Source organism: Bradyrhizobium sp. 26S5, assembly GCF_036923295.1.
In the GTDB taxonomy this organism is placed as follows: Bacteria; Pseudomonadota; Alphaproteobacteria; order Rhizobiales; family Xanthobacteraceae; genus Bradyrhizobium; species Bradyrhizobium septentrionale.
The window spans coordinates 9,497,150-9,515,951 of record NZ_CP145948.1 but is presented as its reverse complement, the minus strand read 5'-3'; the positions used below and the strand labels follow the sequence as shown (position 1 = coordinate 9,515,951).

Annotated in this window: 15 protein-coding genes; 5 read left to right on the top strand and 10 right to left on the bottom strand. The window is 65.4% G+C overall.

Features of this window, described 5'->3' with window-relative positions; all coding sequences use genetic code 11:
- Positions 1 to 100 precede the first annotated feature (100 nt).
- From V5279_RS44830 to V5279_RS44820, 3 genes are all read right to left on the bottom strand, one after another.
- A complete protein-coding gene (locus V5279_RS44830; RefSeq protein ID WP_338693725.1) occupies positions 101 to 487 on the bottom strand; it encodes a VOC family protein in 387 nt (128 codons plus the stop codon).
- A 420-nt stretch (positions 488 to 907) separates the two neighbouring features.
- A complete protein-coding gene (locus tag V5279_RS44825) occupies positions 908 to 2,974 on the bottom strand; it encodes an ABC transporter ATP-binding protein/permease (protein ID WP_338693723.1) in 2,067 nt (688 codons plus the stop codon).
- A gap of 321 nt (positions 2,975 to 3,295) precedes the next feature.
- Entirely contained in the window at positions 3,296 to 5,440 is a 2,145-nt protein-coding gene (locus V5279_RS44820; RefSeq protein WP_338693721.1) for a hybrid sensor histidine kinase/response regulator, read from the bottom strand.
- Positions 5,441 to 5,773: 333 nt separating this feature from the next.
- On the opposite strand from V5279_RS44820, the gene V5279_RS44815 reads away from it, so the two are divergent.
- From V5279_RS44815 to V5279_RS44805, 3 genes are all read left to right on the top strand, one after another.
- Complete coding sequence (locus tag V5279_RS44815; RefSeq protein ID WP_338693719.1) at positions 5,774 to 6,073, top strand: FeoA family protein; 300 nt, start codon at positions 5,774 to 5,776, stop codon at positions 6,071 to 6,073.
- On the top strand, positions 6,070 to 7,944 hold the full coding sequence (feoB, locus tag V5279_RS44810; protein ID WP_338693717.1) for a ferrous iron transporter B: 1,875 nt from the start codon (positions 6,070 to 6,072) through the stop codon (positions 7,942 to 7,944). The genes V5279_RS44815 and feoB overlap by 4 nt, the downstream gene beginning before the upstream one ends.
- Before the next feature lie 101 nt (positions 7,945 to 8,045).
- A complete protein-coding gene (locus V5279_RS44805) occupies positions 8,046 to 10,796 on the top strand; it encodes a bifunctional acetate--CoA ligase family protein/GNAT family N-acetyltransferase (RefSeq protein ID WP_338693715.1) in 2,751 nt (916 codons plus the stop codon).
- A gap of 28 nt (positions 10,797 to 10,824) precedes the next feature.
- Here the strand turns inward: V5279_RS44805 and V5279_RS44800 are convergent, their stop codons facing one another.
- From V5279_RS44800 to V5279_RS44780, 5 genes are all read right to left on the bottom strand, one after another.
- Positions 10,825 to 11,610 carry a succinate dehydrogenase iron-sulfur subunit gene (locus tag V5279_RS44800; protein ID WP_166300497.1) on the bottom strand — a complete coding sequence of 262 codons (786 nt, stop codon included), beginning with the start codon at positions 11,608 to 11,610 and terminating at the stop codon, positions 10,825 to 10,827.
- An 18-nt stretch (positions 11,611 to 11,628) separates the two neighbouring features.
- Complete coding sequence (gene sdhA / locus V5279_RS44795; protein WP_338693712.1) at positions 11,629 to 13,467, bottom strand: succinate dehydrogenase flavoprotein subunit; 1,839 nt, start codon at positions 13,465 to 13,467, stop codon at positions 11,629 to 11,631.
- A gap of 3 nt (positions 13,468 to 13,470) precedes the next feature.
- Positions 13,471 to 13,845 carry a succinate dehydrogenase, hydrophobic membrane anchor protein gene (sdhD, locus tag V5279_RS44790; protein ID WP_085964893.1) on the bottom strand — a complete coding sequence of 125 codons (375 nt, stop codon included), beginning with the start codon at positions 13,843 to 13,845 and terminating at the stop codon, positions 13,471 to 13,473.
- A gap of 14 nt (positions 13,846 to 13,859) precedes the next feature.
- Positions 13,860 to 14,258: a succinate dehydrogenase, cytochrome b556 subunit gene (gene sdhC, locus V5279_RS44785; protein WP_044540759.1), complete on the bottom strand. Its 399-nt coding sequence runs from the start codon at positions 14,256 to 14,258 to the stop codon at positions 13,860 to 13,862.
- A gap of 229 nt (positions 14,259 to 14,487) precedes the next feature.
- Entirely contained in the window at positions 14,488 to 15,408 is a 921-nt protein-coding gene (locus V5279_RS44780; protein ID WP_338693706.1) for a LysR family transcriptional regulator, read from the bottom strand.
- Positions 15,409 to 15,512: 104 nt separating this feature from the next.
- On the opposite strand from V5279_RS44780, the gene V5279_RS44775 reads away from it, so the two are divergent.
- Both V5279_RS44775 and V5279_RS44770 read left to right on the top strand, forming a co-directional pair.
- Positions 15,513 to 15,761, top strand: a complete 249-nt coding sequence (locus V5279_RS44775; protein ID WP_338693704.1) for a hypothetical protein — start codon at positions 15,513 to 15,515, stop codon at positions 15,759 to 15,761.
- 11 nt (positions 15,762 to 15,772) lie between these two features.
- A complete protein-coding gene (locus V5279_RS44770) occupies positions 15,773 to 16,633 on the top strand; it encodes a sulfite exporter TauE/SafE family protein (protein ID WP_338693702.1) in 861 nt (286 codons plus the stop codon).
- 218 nt (positions 16,634 to 16,851) lie between these two features.
- On the opposite strand, the gene V5279_RS44765 is transcribed toward V5279_RS44770, so the two are convergent.
- Together V5279_RS44765 and V5279_RS44760 are read right to left on the bottom strand one after the other, a co-directional pair.
- Positions 16,852 to 17,148, bottom strand: a complete 297-nt coding sequence (locus V5279_RS44765) for a hypothetical protein (protein ID WP_338693700.1) — start codon at positions 17,146 to 17,148, stop codon at positions 16,852 to 16,854.
- A gap of 26 nt (positions 17,149 to 17,174) precedes the next feature.
- Positions 17,175 to 18,704 (bottom strand): malonyl-CoA synthase, encoded by a 1,530-nt coding sequence (locus V5279_RS44760; RefSeq protein WP_338693698.1) that lies wholly within the window; start codon positions 18,702 to 18,704, stop codon positions 17,175 to 17,177.
- Between the last annotated feature and the right edge of the window lie 98 nt (positions 18,705 to 18,802).

Sequence of the window (18,802 nt, the reverse complement as noted above, 5' to 3'; positions counted from 1 at the left end):
CTTGCCGTTGTCGCCGACGCAGGGTCGCGTCGTGTTCATTGATCGCTCCATCGAAATTCGAAGCGATAACGGATCGCGCGCCGCGGCGTTCCTATGCGCCTCATCCGGGCGTGTGGCAGACCGCTTCGATATTGTGGCCGTCGGGATCGAGCACGAACGCGCCGTAATAGTTCGGGTGATAATGCGCGCGGATGCCGGGCGCACCGTTGTCGCGGCCGCCGGCTGCCATCGCGGCCTTGTAGAAAGCATCGACGGTGGCACGGTCCTTGGCCACAATCGCGATATGCACCGGCTTGTTCATCGCGCCTTCGCCGCCGATCCAGAAGTCCGGCTTGCCGTTGGCGCCGAAGCCCGCTGCAGGTGCCTGCCCGGTCACTTCCGCCGGCACCTCCATGATCAGGCCGTAGCCGAGCGGCGCCAGCGCCGTCTGGTAGAACGCCTTCGCGCGCTGATAGTCGGAGACCGAAAAGCCGATATGGTCGATCATCGCAAGCCTTCCCTGTTGTGTCGCATCTGCATCCGCGCTCTCGCTTCACCTCCCCCTGGAAAGGGGAGGTCGCTTTGCTCGCGAGAGCAAAGCGGGTGGGATTTGGTCTCTCCGCAGACATTGTTATCCGCGGCTGACCCCCATCCCGACCTTCCCCCTTTCAGGGGGAAGGAGCAGACAAGTCTGTCGTCCGGAGCGGACGACGCGGGTCGCGGGAAGATCTATGATGGATCATTGCCAACCTCCCTTGTTGTGCGCAATTGGTCCGCGTTCTCGCTTCACCTCCCCTTGGAAAGGGGAGGTCGCTTTGCTCGCAAGAGCAAAGCGGGTGGGGATCCGGTCTCTCCGTAGACACTGTTATCCGCGGCTGACCCCCATCCCAACCTTCCCCCTTTCAGGGGGGAGGGGAAGACAAACCCGTTACGCCGCCTTGCCCGATGGCCGCCGTTGCCGCAGGAAGCGACCGAGCAGCCTTCGCTTGCCCTTGCGCGGGATCAGGTCGACGTCGCTGACCAGCTTCGCCCCGCCCTTGCGGCGCTCCAGCACGATCTTGCGACTATGAAACGCTTCGAGCTCGACGCGATGGGCGACGCTGACGATGGTTGCCTTGGGCAATTCCGTCGTCACCATCTGCATCATCTTGTCCTGGCTCTTCTCGTCGAGTGCAGAGGTCGCCTCATCGAGCACGACGATGTCAGGGCTGTGCAGCAGCAGGCGGGCAAAGGCGAGGCGCTGCTTTTCGCCGCCGGACAGCGTCTGGTCCCACGGTGCGTCCTCCTCGATCTTCTCCTTGAGATGGTCGAGGCCGACCTTGTGCAAGGCATCCCCGATCTGCTCGAGATTCCAGTCTTCCGCCGCACCGGGATAGGCCACCGCGCGCCCCAACGTGCCCGATGGCACGTAGGGCTTTTGCGGCAGCATGAACAGGCGGCGGTCTGCATGCAGGCTGACGCTGCCGCCGCCCCACGGCCACAGCCCGGCAATGGCGCGGACCAGCGTGCTCTTGCCGGTGCCGGATTCGCCGGCGACCAGCAAGCGCTCCCCTGGCTCGACGACGACCTCGGTCTCGCCGACCACGGCGGTGCCGTCGTCGAGAGTGACGGAGAGGTCGTTGAGGCTCAGCATCGCCTTGCCTTCGGTCTCGCTGCGCGTGATGCGGCCGAAGCCGTCGCCGGTCTCGGCGCGTTCGAGCCCGTCGAGCGACATCATCAGCGAGGCGATGCGGCGCGCGCAGGCATTCCAGTCCGCCAGCCGCGGATAATTGTCGACCAGCCAGCCGAACGCGGTCTGCACGATGGTGAAGGCGGAGGCCGCCTGCATCACCTGGCCGAGCGTCATGCTGCCGTCGAGGAATTTCGGCGCGCACAAGAGCAGGGGAACTACCGGCGCAATTAGACTCGATCCCTGCGACACCAGCGTCGTGCGCATGTGCTGCCCGGCAAGCCGCGCCCATTGCCGCAGCACGTTCGAGAACGTCTTGTCGATGCCGTCGCGTTCTTCGGTTTCGCCGCCGAGCAGCGCGATGCTTTCGCCGTTCTCGCGTACGCGGGTCAGCGTGTAGCGGAATTCGGCTTCCGCCTGGTTCTTGTCCTCGGATATCTGCACGAAGCGGCGGCCGATCCCCATGATCGAGCCGGATGCGATCGCGGCATAGACGATCGCGGCAATGACGAGGAAGCCCGGGATGCTGACGGACGAACCGCCGAGCGTTACCGTCAGGGCGCCACCAATCGTCCAGAGCACGACGATGAATGTGACGGCGGACAGCAGCGCCGACGTCACCCCGGCGATGAAATCGACCGGCGAATCGGTCGCAATTCGCAGGTCCTCCGCAATGCGGTATTCCGGATTCTTGTGATCGCCGTCGACGAGATTGAGCTGGTAGTAGCGGCCATTCGTGAGCCAGCGTGATACCACGGCGTTGGTCAGCCAGGCACGCCAGCGCCGCTGAATGCCCATGCGGCCGAACACCTGGGCGACGCCCAGGAGCACGCTGCCGACCGCGAGCGGAAAGAAGATGGCGGTCAGTTGGAAGACCGCGGCCGAGTCACGCTTCTCGATCGCATCGAAGATCGCGCGATTCCAGACATTGATGCCGTACTGGACGGCGACATTGGCGACGATGAGCAGCAGCAGGCCGATCGTGAACAGCCATACTAGCCGGTCGCCGCTGCGGCCCCAGTAGCCGCGCGCGCTGATCCAGAACCGCGTCAGCAAATAGTCCTTGCGCGCCTGTTCGGCCTCTTCGGCCGACAGTTCTGGATCGGGTTCGACGATTTCCGGCGGAGGCGGCTCGATATGATCGCCGTCTTCGGCGATGATCTCGACGAATTCTGATTTGTCGTCAGCTTCGCCTTGCGAAGCGCCGCTGCCGTCAGCATCGCCTCGTTTCGCGCCCGGCTTCCGAGGCGAAGAGGTCTTGTCCGAAGTGGTCTTGTCCGAAGACGGCCTGCGCGAAGATCCGGATTTTGCCGCAGCTTTGCCCATGCGGCGACAACGCCAGGCAAATCAAACGGTTCCTCACGGGTTCCAGCCAGCGGCCATGCGCTTCGCGAAGTGACGGAGAAGCGCTGCGACAAACGAGAGGGCGGAACGAAGAGCATGACTCGGACAAATCATGTCGAGAGAATGCAAAGGTGTATCCCTATCCACCGTATCCCCATCCACCCCTGTCATCGCCCGGTCCCGTCTACGCCAAGGCTTCGACGAGACCACGAATCCCAGGCACGCCGAAGCTTTAGCGAAGGCGGCAAGCCGGGCGACGACACCGATTTTGTGGCAGCGGATTCGAGAACCTATCGTACGTCGTCACGACGCCGGCGCCTGGTCGCGTCGCAGCCGGCGCGAGCGCGCGGCCTTGTGCAGCACGCGCGCGAGCTGCTCGGCGGAATAGGGCTTCTGCAGCAGCTCGAAGCCGCCGCTGCCCTGCTGCGACAGCACCTGGCTGTAGCCGGAGGCGAGCACGATCGGCAGATCGAGCCCCTGCCGGCGGATCTCCCCCGCGAGCTCGATGCCGCTCATGCCGGGCATCACGACGTCGGTGAACACGAGGTCGAACCTGTCGGGGTCGACGGCAAGCTCTTCCAAGGCGTGGGTGGCGTTCTCCACCAGCACGCAGGTGCAGCCAAGCTGGGTCAGCGTGTCGGCGGCGAACTTTCCGACCTCGACATTGTCCTCGACGATCAAGACCGACGCCGCGGTCCGGTCGACCGAAGGCGCATCCTCGGTGCGCAGCGATTGCGCGCGGTGCTCGCCGACGACACGCGGCAGATACAGCGTGAATGTCGAGCCCTTGCCGACGTCGCTGGTGACGCTGACCTCGCCGCCGGATTGCTTGGCAAAGCCGAACACCTGCGACAGGCCGAGGCCGGTGCCCTGGCCGATTTCCTTGGTGGTGTAAAACGGCTCGAAGATGCGGCCGAACAGATCCTGCGGAATGCCGACGCCGGTGTCGGCTACCGACACCGCGACATGGCCGTGCGGGCTCGGCGGGTTCGCTGCGCCGGACGGCAGGCTGTTGACCGGGCGGACCGCGATCGTGAGCCGGCCGACGCCGTCCATGGCGTCGCGTGCATTGACCGCCATGTTGATGATCGCGGTCTCGAACTGACCGGCGTCGGCGTTGACGAGACAGGTTTCGTCCGGCACCTGCGCTGTGATCTCGATGCGCGAGCCGATCAGGGTCGCGATCATCTCGCTCAGGGTCCGCACATTCTGGCTGGCGTCGAACACCTCGGGCTTGAGGGTCTGCCGGCGCGCGAATGCGAGCAGCTGGTTGGTCAGCTTGGCGGCGCGGTTCACGGTGTTGGAGATCGCGTCGATGTAGCGCTGCCGCCGCGGCTCCGGCAGGTCCGGCCGCCGCAACATGTCGACCGAGGCGCGGATCACGGTCAGCAGATTGTTGAAATCATGCGCGACGCCGCCAGTGAGTTGGCCGAGCGCCTCCAGCCGCTGGCCGTGCCGCAGCGCGTCCTCGGCCTCGATCCGCCGGTTGGCCTCCTCCTGCAGGCGCTGGGTGCGCCGGAAGGCGAGCGCGAGCAGGCCGAACAGCAACGCGGTGGCCGGAATCCCGAAGATCAGGTGCTGGGCCATGGTCGACATCCAGCGCGACTGGATCGCCGAGGTTTCGAGGCCGGCGCTGACATAGATCGGGTATTCGGCCAGCCGCTGATAGCGCATGCGCCGTTCGACGCCGTCGGCCGGGGACTGGATCGTCATGGCGCCGGCCTCGGGATTGGCGACGATCTGCCGCCCGAGCGGCCCGCCCGGCTCGAACCTGACGTTGCGGTCGACGACGGGGAAGTGCGCCAGCACCGCACCGTCGGTCCGGATCAGCGCCAGGAAGCTGCCGGGCTCGCGGCCGATCCGCGCGTAGAAATTGACGAAATATTCCGGAAGCACGGAGGCCTGGATCACGCCGGCAAAGCTGCCGTCCTCGTTGTTGCGTCGCCGGCCGACGCTGAAGAACCGCGAGCCCAGATAGGGCGGCCGCGGCGTCAGCACCTCGCCGATATAGGTGCCGATGTCGCCCGGAGCATGGATCCGGAAGTATTCCCGGTCCGAGAAATCGATGTCGGGGGCCGGCTGCACCAGGCTGTTGACCAGGGCGCGGCCGTTGGCGTCGAACACCCAGATCGATTTCACCTGGGGAAGCGCCTCGGCGACCTTGCGCAGTCGCTGGTGCAGGATCTTGTCGCGCGCGACGATGTCGCCATCGCCCATGCCGCGGATGACCTCGGTGACCTCGGCCAGGCTGCGGTCGATGGTCTCGAACACCTTGAGCGCGTGCTCGTGGGCGACATCAAGCGTGCGCTGGATTTCCTGGTCGGCGGCCTCATTGATCGAGATCCGGGACATCGCGGAGGCGAACGCGAACAGCGCCAGCGGAAGGGCCAGCGCGGCGGCCATCATCCATTGCAGCAGTCTCAGCGAATTGCGTTGTGCAGTCGGCACGGGCGCTCCGGCTCCTTGCCGACCTTAACGCAAACCGTTGCGCCGGAGGAAGCGAAACCCCGCCGCGTGGTGCGTCGCCGGGCCGCTTTCGCCGTCCCGCAGCCGCTCAAGGGCAGCGCAGGCCGAGGCGGATCGATCAAGCGGGCGCCGGCTTGCGTTCGGCGCCGCGCCGGGCCGATGCCGCCCGGTGACATCACGGACCCGTTAGCGCCTCGTCGGCAATCAAGCGGAAAATCGACCCGGATGACGCTTCCTGGCGCTGTTTTTAGGAGTTCTAAAACCTCTCACGGGCAAACGCTTGACCCTGTGACTACCTGCTGAAACACAGGCCGCATGACAGGCGATCCAAACAGCTCCCAGGCTAATCTCCAGGACGGTTTTCAGGACATCCGGCTCGGACATGCGGATCGCGGTTTTGTCGGAAAGATCATCAGGCTCGATGCGCTCGTGACGGGCTCATCGCTGTCCCCGCAGGAGCTGGAGCAGCGCCTGGTCGAGATGGGTTTTGTCGAGGGCGCGCGCGTGGAAATCCTGCATGAGGGCACGATCCGACGGGATCCGATCGCGGTGCGCGTCGACAACATCACGATCGCGCTGCGCCGGAGCGAAGCCATGGCTGTGATCGTCGAATGACCGCTGCATCCCTGCGTCTGGCGCTGGTCGGTGCCCCAAACACCGGCAAGACCTCGCTGTTCAACCGGTTGACCGGCAGCAGCCAGAAGGTCGCCAATTATCCCGGCGTCACCGTCGAGCGCAAATCCGGTGGCTTCGTCACGCCGGAGGGCCGCAGCGTGACCGTGCTCGACCTGCCCGGCACCTATTCGCTGCGTGGCCGCAGCCCGGACGAGGAGATCACCCGCGACATCGTGCTCGGCCGCTTCGACGGCGAGGAGGTCCCCGATCTCGTGCTCTGCGTCGCTGACGCCACCAACCTGCGGCTGACCTTGCGACTCGTGCTCGAGCTGAAGCGCGTCGGCCGGCCGATGATGCTCGTGCTCAACATGATCGACATCGCGAAGCGTCGCGGCGTGACGATCGACATCGACCGCATGTCGCAGGAGCTGGGCTTGCCGATCGTGACCTCGGTCGCGGTACGCAAAGGCGGTGTCGACGAGCTCTTGAAGCGGACCGACGAATTCCTGGCCCGGTCGCATGAGGCGGCGGCCAGCGAGTGGACCACGCCGACCATCGCCGACCTCAAGGCGGCGCAGCGCGAGGCGGACCGTATCATCGCCGCCGCCGTGACGCTGCCGGCCAAGCCCGACACGCTGACGACGCGGATCGATTCCGTCGTGCTGCATCCGGTCTGGGGTCTCGTGATCCTTGCCGTGATCCTGTTCGTGATGTTCCAGGCGGTGTTCACCTGGGCGCAGCCGGCGATGGAATTGCTGTCGGACAGTTTTGCCGCGCTCGGGCAATTGATTCACGGCGTGCTGCCGGAAAGCTGGGGTCTGCTGCAGAGCTTCCTGCAGAACGGCGTGATCTCCGGCGTCGGCAGCGTGATCGTGTTCCTGCCGCAGATCATCATCATCTTCCTGTTCATCCTGCTCTTGGAAGATTTCGGCTACATGGCGCGCGCCGCGTTCCTGATGGACCGCATCATGGGCGGCGCCGGGCTGCACGGCCGCGCCTTCATTCCGCTGCTGTCGAGCTTTGCCTGCGCAATTCCCGGCATCATGGCGACGCGGGTGATCGACAACAGGCGCGACCGCCTGACCACGATCCTGATCGCGCCGCTGATGACCTGCTCGGCGCGGATTCCGGTCTACACGCTGATCATCTCCGCCTTCGTTCCGTCGACCACGGTGTGGGGTTTCGTCAATCTGCAGGGGCTCGTGATGTTCGGCCTCTATGCCGCCGGCATCACCAGCGCGCTGACGGTCTCGGCGATCGCAAAGTTCTTGATGTGGCGCGACCATGCGCCGGCGCCGTTCATGCTGGAATTGCCCGACTACAAGGTGCCGCGGCTGCGCAGCATCGCGATCGGCGTGTTCACCCGCGCCAAGATGTTCCTGTACCGCGCCGGCACCACGATTCTCTCGATGATGGTGCTGATCTGGTTCCTGGCCTCGTTCCCGCAGGCGCCGGCCGGCGCCGAGGGGCCGGCGATCAACTACAGCTTTGCGGCGATGATCGGCCATGCGCTCGAGCCGCTGCTGCAGCCGATCGGCTTTAGTTGGCAGATCGCGGTGGCACTGATCCCGGGGATGGCGGCGCGCGAGGTCGCGGTCGCAGCGCTCGGCACCGTCTATTCGATCGAGGGCGGCAAGGAGGCGGCAGACCAGATCGGTCAGGTGCTGGCGCAGAAATGGACGCTGGCGACCGCGCTGTCGCTGCTGGTCTGGTACATCTTCGCCCCGCAATGCGCCTCGACGCTGGCGGTGATCCGCCGCGAGACCGGCAGCGCAAAGTGGATGGTGGTGACGTTCATCTACATGCTCGCGCTGGCCTATGTTGCGAGCTTCCTGACCTTCAATCTGGCGCAGGCGCTGGGGCTGCACTAACGGGACTGTCCGGCTCCATGGGTGCAACTGGCCGAATGACGAAGTAGAGTTCATTCGCGGGCGCGCTATCGGCGTCCGCTGGTTCCCTGCGAGACCACGCAATGTCGACGTTCGGCCTGGAGCGGGTATTTTCGCCGCGAAGCATCGCGATCGTCGGCGGCAGCCCACGTCCGTCGTCGCTCGGCGCGGCGGTGCTGCGAAACGTCAAAGCGAGCGGCTTCACCGGCCGCGTCGGGGTCGTCAATCGGCAGTATGCCGATGTCGACGGCGCGCCGACCGTTCCTGACCTGAAGTCGCTGCCGTTCGTACCGGACCTCGTCGTCATCAGTGCGCCGGCAGCCGCGGTCCCGGAGATCGTGGCGGAGGCTGGGCTGGCCGGCGTCGCCGGTGCGGCGATCCTGTCGGCGGGCCTCGGCCACGGCGCGGGCTCGCTCGCCGAGACCGCGGAGCAGACGGCGCGGCGGCATGGCATGCGCCTGATCGGGCCCAATTGCATGGGCGTCATGGTGCCGCATGCGAAGCTCAATGCGAGCTTCGCCGCGCATCAACCCTCCGACGGGCACGTCGCCCTGATCTCGCAGTCCGGCGCGGTCGCGGCGGCGATGATCGAATGGGCGGCGGAGCGGCGGCTCGGCTTCTCCGGTATCGCCTCGATCGGCGACCAGCTCGATGTCGACGTCGCCGACTTGCTCGATTACTTCGCGCTCGACGATCATACCAGCGCGATCCTGATCTACCTCGAGGCCGTCAAGGACGCGCGCAAGTTCATGTCGGCGGCGCGTGCCGCGGCGCGGTTGAAGCCGGTCATCGTCGTCAAGTCGGGACGGATGGCGCAGGGCGCGAAGGCCGCCGCCACCCACACCGGCGCGCTGGCCGGCTCGGACGCGGTCTATGACGCCGCGTTCCGCCGCGCCGGCATGCTGCGCGTCTACGACCTCCGCCAGCTGTTCGATTGCGCCGAACTACTCGGCCGCGGCTTCGTCCCGCGCGGCAACCGGCTGGCGATCCTGACCAATGGCGGCGGGCTCGGCATCCTCGCCACCGACCGGTTGGCCGAGCTCGGCGGCGTTCCCGCGACATTGACGGCGGAGACGATTGCGCGGCTCGACAAGGAGTTGCCGCCGGGCTGGTCGTGCGCCAATCCCGTCGACATCGCCGGCGATGCGGATGCCGCCCGCTACGTGGTGGCGCTCAATGCGCTGCTCGATGACGCCAACAGCGATGCGGTGCTGGTCGCGAATGTGGAAATGGCGGTGGCGCCGGCCGAGGGGATTGCCGAGGCCGTGGCGCAATGCGTTCGCGATCGCAGGTCGAAGCGGAGTGCAGTGGCGGCGCTGGTGCTCGCGGCGTGGGTCGGCGCCGACGAGCGCACCGGCGCGATCTTCGAGGCGGCGAGGATTCCGCATTTCCCGACCGAGGACGATGCGGTGCGCGCCTTCATGTATCTGGTGCGCTATCGCGAGGCCTCCACCGCGCTCGCCGCGATCCCGCCAGGTATCGCATCGGTGTTCATGCCGGAGACCGCCGCGGCGCGGCATGTGGTCGTAAAGGCCTTGTCGGAGGGACGCGCCTGGCTCGATCCGCCCGAGATCGTCGCCCTGTTCGAGGCCTACGATATCCCGATCGTGACGACCATCGTCGCCGAGAGTGCCGAGGATGCCGCCGAGAAGGCGGCGCCGTTCCTTGCCGAGGGGCGCGCGATCGTGGTCAGGGTGTTCTCGCGCGACATTCGCCACGCCTCCGACGTCGGTGGGGTCATTCGCGATCTGCGCACGAAGGAGAGCGTCGTCGAAGCCGCGCGGACGGTCATGGAGCGTGCACGGAGTGCGCGGCTCGATGCGAAGCTGCAGGGCGCGACGATCCAGCCGATGATCGTGCGGCGCGCGGCGCGCGAGCTGATCCTCGGCATTGCCGACGATCCGACCTTCGGTCCGGTGATCGTGTTCGGCCGCGGCGGCCCCGCGGTCGAGGTGATCAACGACAAGGCGCTGGCGCTGCCGCCGCTCGACATGAATCTGGCGCGTGAGCTGGTCGGACGCACCCGCGTCTCGCGGTTGCTCGGCGGCTATCGCGATGTGCCGGCCGTCCCAATCGATGTGGTGCCGCTCACCCTTGTCAAGCTGGCGCAGATGGCGGCCGACATTCCCGAGGTCGCCGAGCTCGCTATCAATCCGATGCTGGCGGACGAGAGCGGCGTGCTGGCGCTCGATGCGCGGGTGGCGATCCGCAAGCCGGCGCGGCTGTTTGCCGGCCAGACACGGCTCGCGGTGCGGCCCTATCCGTCGCAATGGGAGGGCGAGCTCGCGTTGCGCGACGGCTCGCGCGTCACGGTGCGCCCGATGCGGCCGGAGGACGAGCCGATGGTCGGCGAGTTCTTCAAGCGCGTGACCGCCGAAGATCTCCGGCTGCGCTTCTTCCATGCGATGAAGGAATTCTCGCACGCGTTCATCGCGCGCCTGACCCAGCTCGATTATGCGCGCGCGATGGCGTTCGTGGCGCTGGATCCGAACACCGGCGAGATGATGGGCGCGGTCCGGCTGCATTCGGACTCGCTGTACCAGAACGCCGAATACGCGATCCTGCTGCAGTCCGATCTCAAGGGCAAAGGGCTAGGCTGGGCGCTGATGCAGCTGCTGATCCACTACGCGAAGTCGGAGGGGTTGAAGCGGCTGTCCGGCCAGGTGCTGACCGAGAACACCACGATGATCGGGATGTGCCGCGATCTCGGCTTCACCGTCACGATGGATCCGGACGATCACAGCATTGTCGATGTCGTGCTCGATCTCGATCGACCCGGCGTCGATGCCGTCGGCGCCGACATCCTGATCCGGCCCGCGACGGCCGGCCGCTGATAACAGCGCCGGCCGCGGCCGTGTCGGATCAGATCTGGCGTTCGACCAGCTTGAACTTGAGCTCGGCGATCGCTTCGGAAGGGTTGAGGCCCTTCGGGCACGCCTTGGCGCAGTTCATGATGGTGTGGCAGCGATAGAGGCGGAACGGATCCTCGAGATTGTCGAGCCGCTCGCCGGTCGCCTCGTCGCGGGAGTCGGTGACCCAGCGGGTCGCTTGCAGCAGCGCGGCGGGGCCGAGGAAGCGTTCGCTGTTCCACCAATAGCTCGGACAGGAGGTCGAGCAGCAGGCGCACAGGATGCACTCGTAGAGACCGTCGAGCTTCTCGCGATCCTCGTGGCTCTGCCTCCACTCCTTCTGCGGCGTCGGCGTCGTGGTCTTCAGCCACGGCTCGATCGAGGCATACTGGGCGTAGAAATTGGTGAGGTCGGGGACGAGGTCCTTCACCACCGGCTGGTGCGGCAGCGGATTGACCTTGACCGCGCCGCCGGCGCCGACGTCGTGCATCGACTTGGTGCAGGCCAGCGTGTTCTGGCCGTCGATGTTCATCGCGCAGGAGCCGCAGACGCCTTCGCGGCAGGAGCGGCGGAAGGTCAGCGTCGGGTCGATGTGGTTCTTGATCCAGATCAGACCGTCCAGCACCATCGGGCCGCAATCATGGGTGTCGACATAGTAAGTGTCGACACTCGGATTCTTGCCGTCGTCCGGATTCCAGCGGTAGACGCGGAATTCGCGCGTCTCGGTGGCGCCGGCCGGCTTCGGCCAGGTCTTGCCGCCGGAAATCTTCGAATTCTTCGGAAGTGCGAATTCAACCATGCTTGCTCGCCTTCGTTCTCAGTAGACCCGCGCCTTCGGCGGGATGTACTGCACGTCGTTGGTCATCGTGTAGTCGTGGACGGGACGATAATCGATCGCCGTCTTGCCGGCCGGATCGATCCAGGTCAGCGTGTGCTTCATCCAGTTCTTGTCGTCGCGCGCGGAGAAGTCCTCGCGGGCATGCGCGCCGCGGCTCTCGGTGCGGTTGGCCGCCGAATCCATCGTCACGATCGCCTGCACGATCAGATTGTCGAATTCCAGCGTCTCGATCAGATCGGAATTCCACACCAGCGAGCGGTCCGAAACCGAGATGTCGCCGACGCCGCCATAGACCTTGTGGATCAGGTTCTGGCCTTCCTGCAGCACCTCGCCGGTGCGGAACACCGCGCAATTGTTCTGCATCACATGCTGCATGCTGTCGCGCAGCTTCGCGGTCGGCGTGCCACCGGAGGCGTGACGGAAGTGGTCGAGCCGGCCGAGCGCGAGGTCGGACGAATCCTTCGGCAGCTCCGGCTGCTTGGCGTTCGCCGTCAGCTTGTCGGCAAGGCGCAGCGCGGCGGCGCGGCCAAACACCACGAGGTCGATCAGCGAGTTGGAGCCGAGGCGGTTGGCGCCATGCACCGAGACGCAGGCGGCTTCGCCGATCGCCATCAGGCCCGGCACCACCGAATTGTCGTCGCCGTTGCGCTTGGTCAGCACCTCGGCGTGATAGTTCGTGGCAATGCCGCCCATGTTGTAGTGCACGGTCGGCACGATCGGAATCGGCTCGCGGGTGACGTCGACATTGGCGAAAATCTTCGCCGATTCGGAAATGCCCGGCAGCCGCTCATGCAGCACCTTCGGATCGAGGTGATCGAGGTGCAGGAAGATGTGATCCTTCTTCTTGCCGACGCCGCGGCCTTCGCGGATCTCGATCGTCATCGCGCGCGAGACGACGTCGCGCGAGGCGAGGTCCTTGGCCGACGGCGCGTAGCGCTCCATGAAGCGCTCGCCTTCGGAGTTGACGAGATAACCGCCTTCGCCGCGGGCGCCCTCGGTGACGAGGCAACCCGAGCCGTAGATGCCGGTCGGATGGAACTGGACGAACTCCATGTCCTGCAGCGGCAGGCCGGCACGCAGCACCATGCCGCCGCCGTCACCGGTGCAGGTGTGCGCCGAGGTGCAGGAGGCATAGGCGCGGCCATAGCCGCCGGTCGCCAGAATCGTGGTCTGGGCGCGGAAGCGATGCAGCGTGCCGTCGTCGAGCTTGAGCGCGATGACGCCGCGGCAGACGCCCTGGTCGTCCATGATCAGGTCGATGGCGAAGAATTCGATGAAGAACTCGGCCGAGTGTCGCAGCGACTGGCCATACATCGTGTGCAGCATGGCGTGGCCGGTGCGGTCGGCGGCGGCGCAGGTGCGCTGCGCCTGGCCCTTGCCGAAATCGACGGTCATGCCGCCGAACGGGCGCTGATAGATCTTGCCCTCCTCGGTGCGCGAGAACGGCACGCCCCAATGCTCGAGCTCGTAGACCGCGTCGGGCGCGTTGCGCACCATGTATTCGATCGCGTCCTGGTCGCCGAGCCAGTCCGACCCCTTCACGGTGTCGTACATGTGCCAGCGCCAGTCGTCCTGGTGCATGTTGCCGAGCGAGGCCGAGATGCCGCCCTGCGCCGCAACGGTGTGCGAGCGGGTCGGGAACACCTTGGTGATGCAGGCGGTGCGCAGGCCCGCTTCCGAGCAGCCGACCACGGCGCGCAGGCCCGCGCCGCCGGCGCCGACCACGACGACGTCGTAGGTGTGGTCCTGGATCGGGTAGGCCTTGCCGTTCGTGGCCGGGCCACCGTTGGTGGCCTTGCCGTTTCCTTCACCGGCCATGGGTTATACTCCCGACGACAATTTGAGGATTGCGTAGATCGAGGCCAATGCGACCGCGACGCAGAAGAAGTTGTTCGCCATCACGCTGGCGATCTTCAGCTTCTCGTTGTGGATGTAGTCTTCGATCACGACCTGCATGCCGATCTTCATGTGCCAGGTGCTGGCGATGATGAAGAGCAGCAGGATGATGGCGATCGGAATCGAGCCGAGGATCTGCGCCGCGCCGGCATGGTTGCGGCCGATCAGCGTGATCACCACGACGATCACCGGAACGATCAGCAGCGTCATCGCAACCGCGGTGAGGCGCTGGCGCCAGAAATCGCCGGTGCCGGTATGCGCGGAGCCGAGGCCGCGGACGCGCTCCAGCGGCGTGCGCATCGAAGAGGGGCCGCTCATCGTCCACCTCCAACGGCATAGGCAATGATCCAGACCAGCACGGTCAGCGCAATGCCGGCAACCAGCGCACCCCAGGTCAGCGCTTCGCGCTCATTGGCCTTGAAGCCGTAGCCGAGATCCCAGACGAAATGCCGGATGCCGCTGCACAGATGGTGCATCAGCGCCCACGTGTAGCCGAACACGATCAGCTTGCCGATCACGCTGCCGGTGAAGGCCTGGACATTGGCATAGGCGGTGGGGCCGGAGGCGGCTGCGATCAGCCACCAGGCGAGCAGCAGGGTGCCGAAATAGAGGGCCACACCTGTGGCGCGGTGGACGATGGACAGCGCCATCGTCAGCGTCCACCGGTAGGTCTGCAAATGGGGTGAAAGCGGTCGTTCGATCCTGGCGGTCATCGGCGGGCTTTATGGTGTGAGGGACCGCGGCCGGCCCATCGGGGAACGCGGTAGAGGAGTTCTATTTACGGAGTCGGATCAGCCCGCGCAACGGTCAAATAGCCTTCGGTCGAACCGAAGTTCATTGTTAGACTTGCCGAATTCTGGTTGATCCGCAGTGTGGTATACCAGATGCAAGGCCTGATGAACCAAGAAGTGAATCAAAATATCTGCGTGTAGCGTGGGACGATTAGCTGCGCGCTGACGGGCTCCGGAACGCGTCGATTCTGCCCCACTGTTCCACCAGATAATCGACGAATGCCCTGATCTTAGGCGATGCCAGGCGCGACGGCTGAAGCACCAGATGCAGCGGCGTCGGCGCCGGCTCATGGTCGATCAGCAGCCGTTGCAGGCGGCCGCGGGCGAGATCGGATTGCACCTGCCACGACGGCACGCGGACGATGCCCGCACCATCCCGCGCCGCACCAACCAGCGCGTCGAGGCTATTCATCCAGAGCCGACCGGATATGCGGAATTTGCGACCCGTCTTCGAGCCGTCAGCAAAGCGCCACTCCGCGCTTCCAGGCGAATCGGAAAACACCAGGCAGTCATGTCCCGCAAGATCGTGCGGCGTCCGCGGTTCGCCGCGCCGCGCGAGATACTCAGGCGATGCGCACACGATCAGCTGGAGATCGGTGAGCTTGCGCGCGACCAGCTGCGAGTCGCGCAAGCGGCCGATGCGAATGGCCAGATGGATGTCTTCCTCGACCATGTCGACGGCGCGGTCGATCAACAGCAGGTCGACGGCAACAGCGGGATAACGGCGCAGAAACTCGTTGAGCAGCGGCGCGATCACGAGCCGCCCGATCAGGCTCGGTGAGCTGATGCGAATCCGACCCGATGGCTGGTGCGGATCGCGCGCCAGCGCCGCCTCGATCTCCCTGACTTCGCCGAGAATGGATTTCGCGCGCTCGTAGAGGATGCGGCCGTCGTCGGTGAGTGCGAGCTGACGCGTGGTGCGCAGCAGGAGGCGGGTGCCGAAATGCTCCTCCAGGGCGCTGATCTGCCGGCTCACCGCGGTCAGCGAGCTCGGCAGCGAGCGCGCCGCTGCCGACAGGCTGCCGGTATCGACCGCGCGGACAAAGGCCGCCATCGCCGCAAGCTGGTCCAAGCCCGATCCTTCCGCATTTCGCAAGAGAGCCTGCTCATCCGGAGCAATACTCCCGCGTTTGAGAAGGGTCTAGTCTGTCCGCTCCACGATTTGAGGAGCGCGACATGGCCTCAACGTCCCTCCATCCGAATTCCCTTGAACGGCGCAGAACTGCCCGCCGTGCCAGTGCCGACGATCCGGCCATCCTGCTTGTTTTCTCGTGCGCCGGCCTGCTAGTCGACGTCCTGGCGTTGCTGATGCAGGGCGCAACGCCTTCAAACCCACTCCGCTTTGCTTTGATTGCGGCGGCTGCTCCGTTGGCAGCGTTGGTCACGTCGTGGCTGGCCGACCGCACTGACGCGAACGCCTCCTGACGACGGGAAGGATGATGGCCGGCCTCGATCCCAAGGAACTGCTCGAGCTTGCGCTGCTGCTGATCGCGGTCGGAGCGCTGTCCGGGTTTCTCGCCGGCCTATTCGGCATCGGCGGCGGCGCGATCCTGGTGCCGGTGTTCTACGAATGCTTTCGCCTCGCCGGCGTGCCGCTCGAGGTGCGGATGCCGCTGTGCATCGGCACCTCGCTTGCGATCATCATCCCGACCTCGCTGAGCTCGTTTCGCGCCCACTATCGCCGCGGCGCGGTCGACATGGAGATATTGAAGCGCTGGTGGCTGCCGATCGTGATCGGCGTCGCCGCCGGCAGCGTCACCGCGCGGTTTGCGCCGGAGCGGCTGTTCAAGATCGTGTTCGTGATGGTGGCGTGGTCGGCGGCCGCGCGGCTGCTATTGGCGCGCGAGACCTGGAAGTTCGGCGACGACGTGCCGAAAGGTTTCCTGATGCGCGTCTATGGCTTCTTCGTCGGCCTGCTGTCGACGCTGATGGGTATCGGCGGCGGCCTGTTCGCCAATCTCTTGATGACCTTCTACGGCCGCCCGATCCATCAGGCGGTCGCGACCTCCTCGGCGCTTGCGGTGTTGATCTCGATCCCGGGTGCTCTGGGTTATGTCTATGCCGGCTGGCCCGTCGCCGCGCGCTTCCCCGATGTGACTGCGCTGCAGCTGCCCTTCGCGCTCGGCTATGTCTCGCTGATCGGCGCGCTGCTGGTGATGCCGACCACGCTGGTCACCGCGCCGCTCGGCGTGAAGGTCGCGCACGCGCTGTCGAAGCGGGCGCTGGAGATGGCGTTCGGGGCCTATCTCTTCATCGTCGGCGGGCGGTTCGTGCTCAGCCTCGCCGGCGGGCACTAGCGCGGGCTGTGTGCTAGTCCTGCAGCCGTACCTGGCTGTGGGCCGGAGAACGGAGGTCACCCTCACATTCGATTCGACCGGTATCCCATAGGTATCGCAAACGTGCTGCCATCATGCGATAGGTGAACGGCAATCCCAGCTCTTCGCAACGGTTGGTGCCTTTGAGCAGAACCAATGCGGCCTTTTGCCAGTATGGCTCCAGAAGCGACATGAGGAGGTCATCGAGCGCTGCTGTGGTGGCCACGCGGCAATTTTACGTCGCTCCATGCCGCGTCGGAGGTGGGGGCGGGGACAGGCAATTCGTCAAGAAGCCCCGACGGCAGCAAGTCAGGGAATTTTTCGTAAAGCGGCACCATCACTTGCCATTGCAGCTCAACCAGAAGCTCGAAGAGCGGGCCGTCGAATTCGAGTTGCTCCTCTTTTCCGAGTTCTGCAATAGCCGTTCGGGCTTTCATCATCGCCTCGTTGGCGATGATGAGCTGGTCACTCAACCGAATAGCCTCTTTGCGGTTCATCGGTTATCGCGACATCGTCGCGCCCCTTACGCCTTCGAATAAATATCCTTATACGTATCGCGCAGAATGTTCTTCTGCACCTTGCCCATCGCATTGCGCGGCAGTTCGTCGACGACGAAGACGCGCTTGGGCATCTTGAATTTGGCGAGCCGCCCGTCGAGCGCCTTCAGCACCGAGGCTTCGCTGACATCGGCGCCCCTGCTGCAGACCAGCACGGCGGTGACGCCTTCGCCGAAATCGGCATGCGGCACGCCGATCACTGCGGATTCGATTACGCCGGGCATGGCGTCGATCTCGCTCTCGATTTCCTTCGGGTAGACGTTGAAGCCGCCGGAGATCACGAGATCCTTGCCGCGGCCGAGGATGTGGACGTAGCCCCTGCCGTCGATCTTGCCGAGATCGCCGGTGATGAAGAAGCCGTCGCCGCGGAATTCGGCCTTGGTCTTCTCCGGCATGCGCCAGTAGCCCTGGAACACGTTCGGGCCCTTGACCTCGATCATGCCGATGGTCTCGGGCGCGAGCTCCTTGCCGGTCTCGGGATCGGTGACCCGCACCGAGACGCCGGGCAGCGCGAAGCCGACCGCGCCGGGCACACGGTCGCCGTCATAGGGGTTGCTTGTGTTCATGTTGGTTTCGGTCATGCCGTAGCGCTCGAGCACGGCATGGCCGGTGCGCTCCGACCATTCGCGATGGGTGTCGGCGAGCAGCGGCGCGGAGCCCGAGATGAACAGCCGCATGTGCTTCGTCGCGTCCTTGTTCAGGCCGGGGTTCTGCAACAGGCGGGTGTAGAAGGTCGGCACGCCCATCATCACGGTGGCGCGGGCCATCAGCTTGATGATCAGGTCCGGATCGAACTTCGGCAGGAAGATCATCGAGGCGCGTGAGAACAGCGTCACGTTGCTCGCCACGAACAGGCCGTGGGTGTGATAGATCGGCAGCGCGTGGATCAGCACGTCCTTGTCGGTGAAGCGCCAGTAGTCGACCAGCGAGTAGGAGTTCGACGCCAGATTGTCGTGCGACAGCATCGCGCCCTTGGAGCGGCCGGTGGTGCCTGACGTGTAGAGGATGGCGGCGAGGTCGTCATTGCCGCGCGGCACGGTGGTGAATTCCTTACGAGCCTTGTCGGTGGCCTCGGTCAGCGAGCCCTTGCCGCCGGTATCCAGCGTCTCGACTTTGGCGCCCACCTTGGCGGCGATCGCCTTGATGCCTTCGAGCTTGGCGGGATCGCAGACCACCAGCGACGGCTCGGCGTCGCTGATGAAGTATTCGAGCTCGTTCAGCGTGTAGGCGGTGTTGAGCGGCAAATAGACGCCGCCAGCCCGCACGGTGGCGAGGTAGAGCACCAGAGCCGAAACCGATTTCTCGGTCTGCGCCGCGACGCGGTCGCCCGGCTTGACGCCGCGCTCCACCAGCACATTCGCCATCTGACCGGCCCGCGCGATCAGATCGCCATAGGAGATGCGGCTGCCGTCGAGCTGCTCGATCGCGAGCCGATTGGGATCGTCGAGGCCGTCGAACAGGCGGGAAAACAGGTTGGCGTTGGTGGTCGTGTTCATGCAAACATTCCCCGAGGGGCGAAAGAGCCGGAAAGGCTAGTGCCGCCGATTTGAAGTTCCTAGCCAGGCGCCGCGAGTCCTACTAGGAACTTCAAATC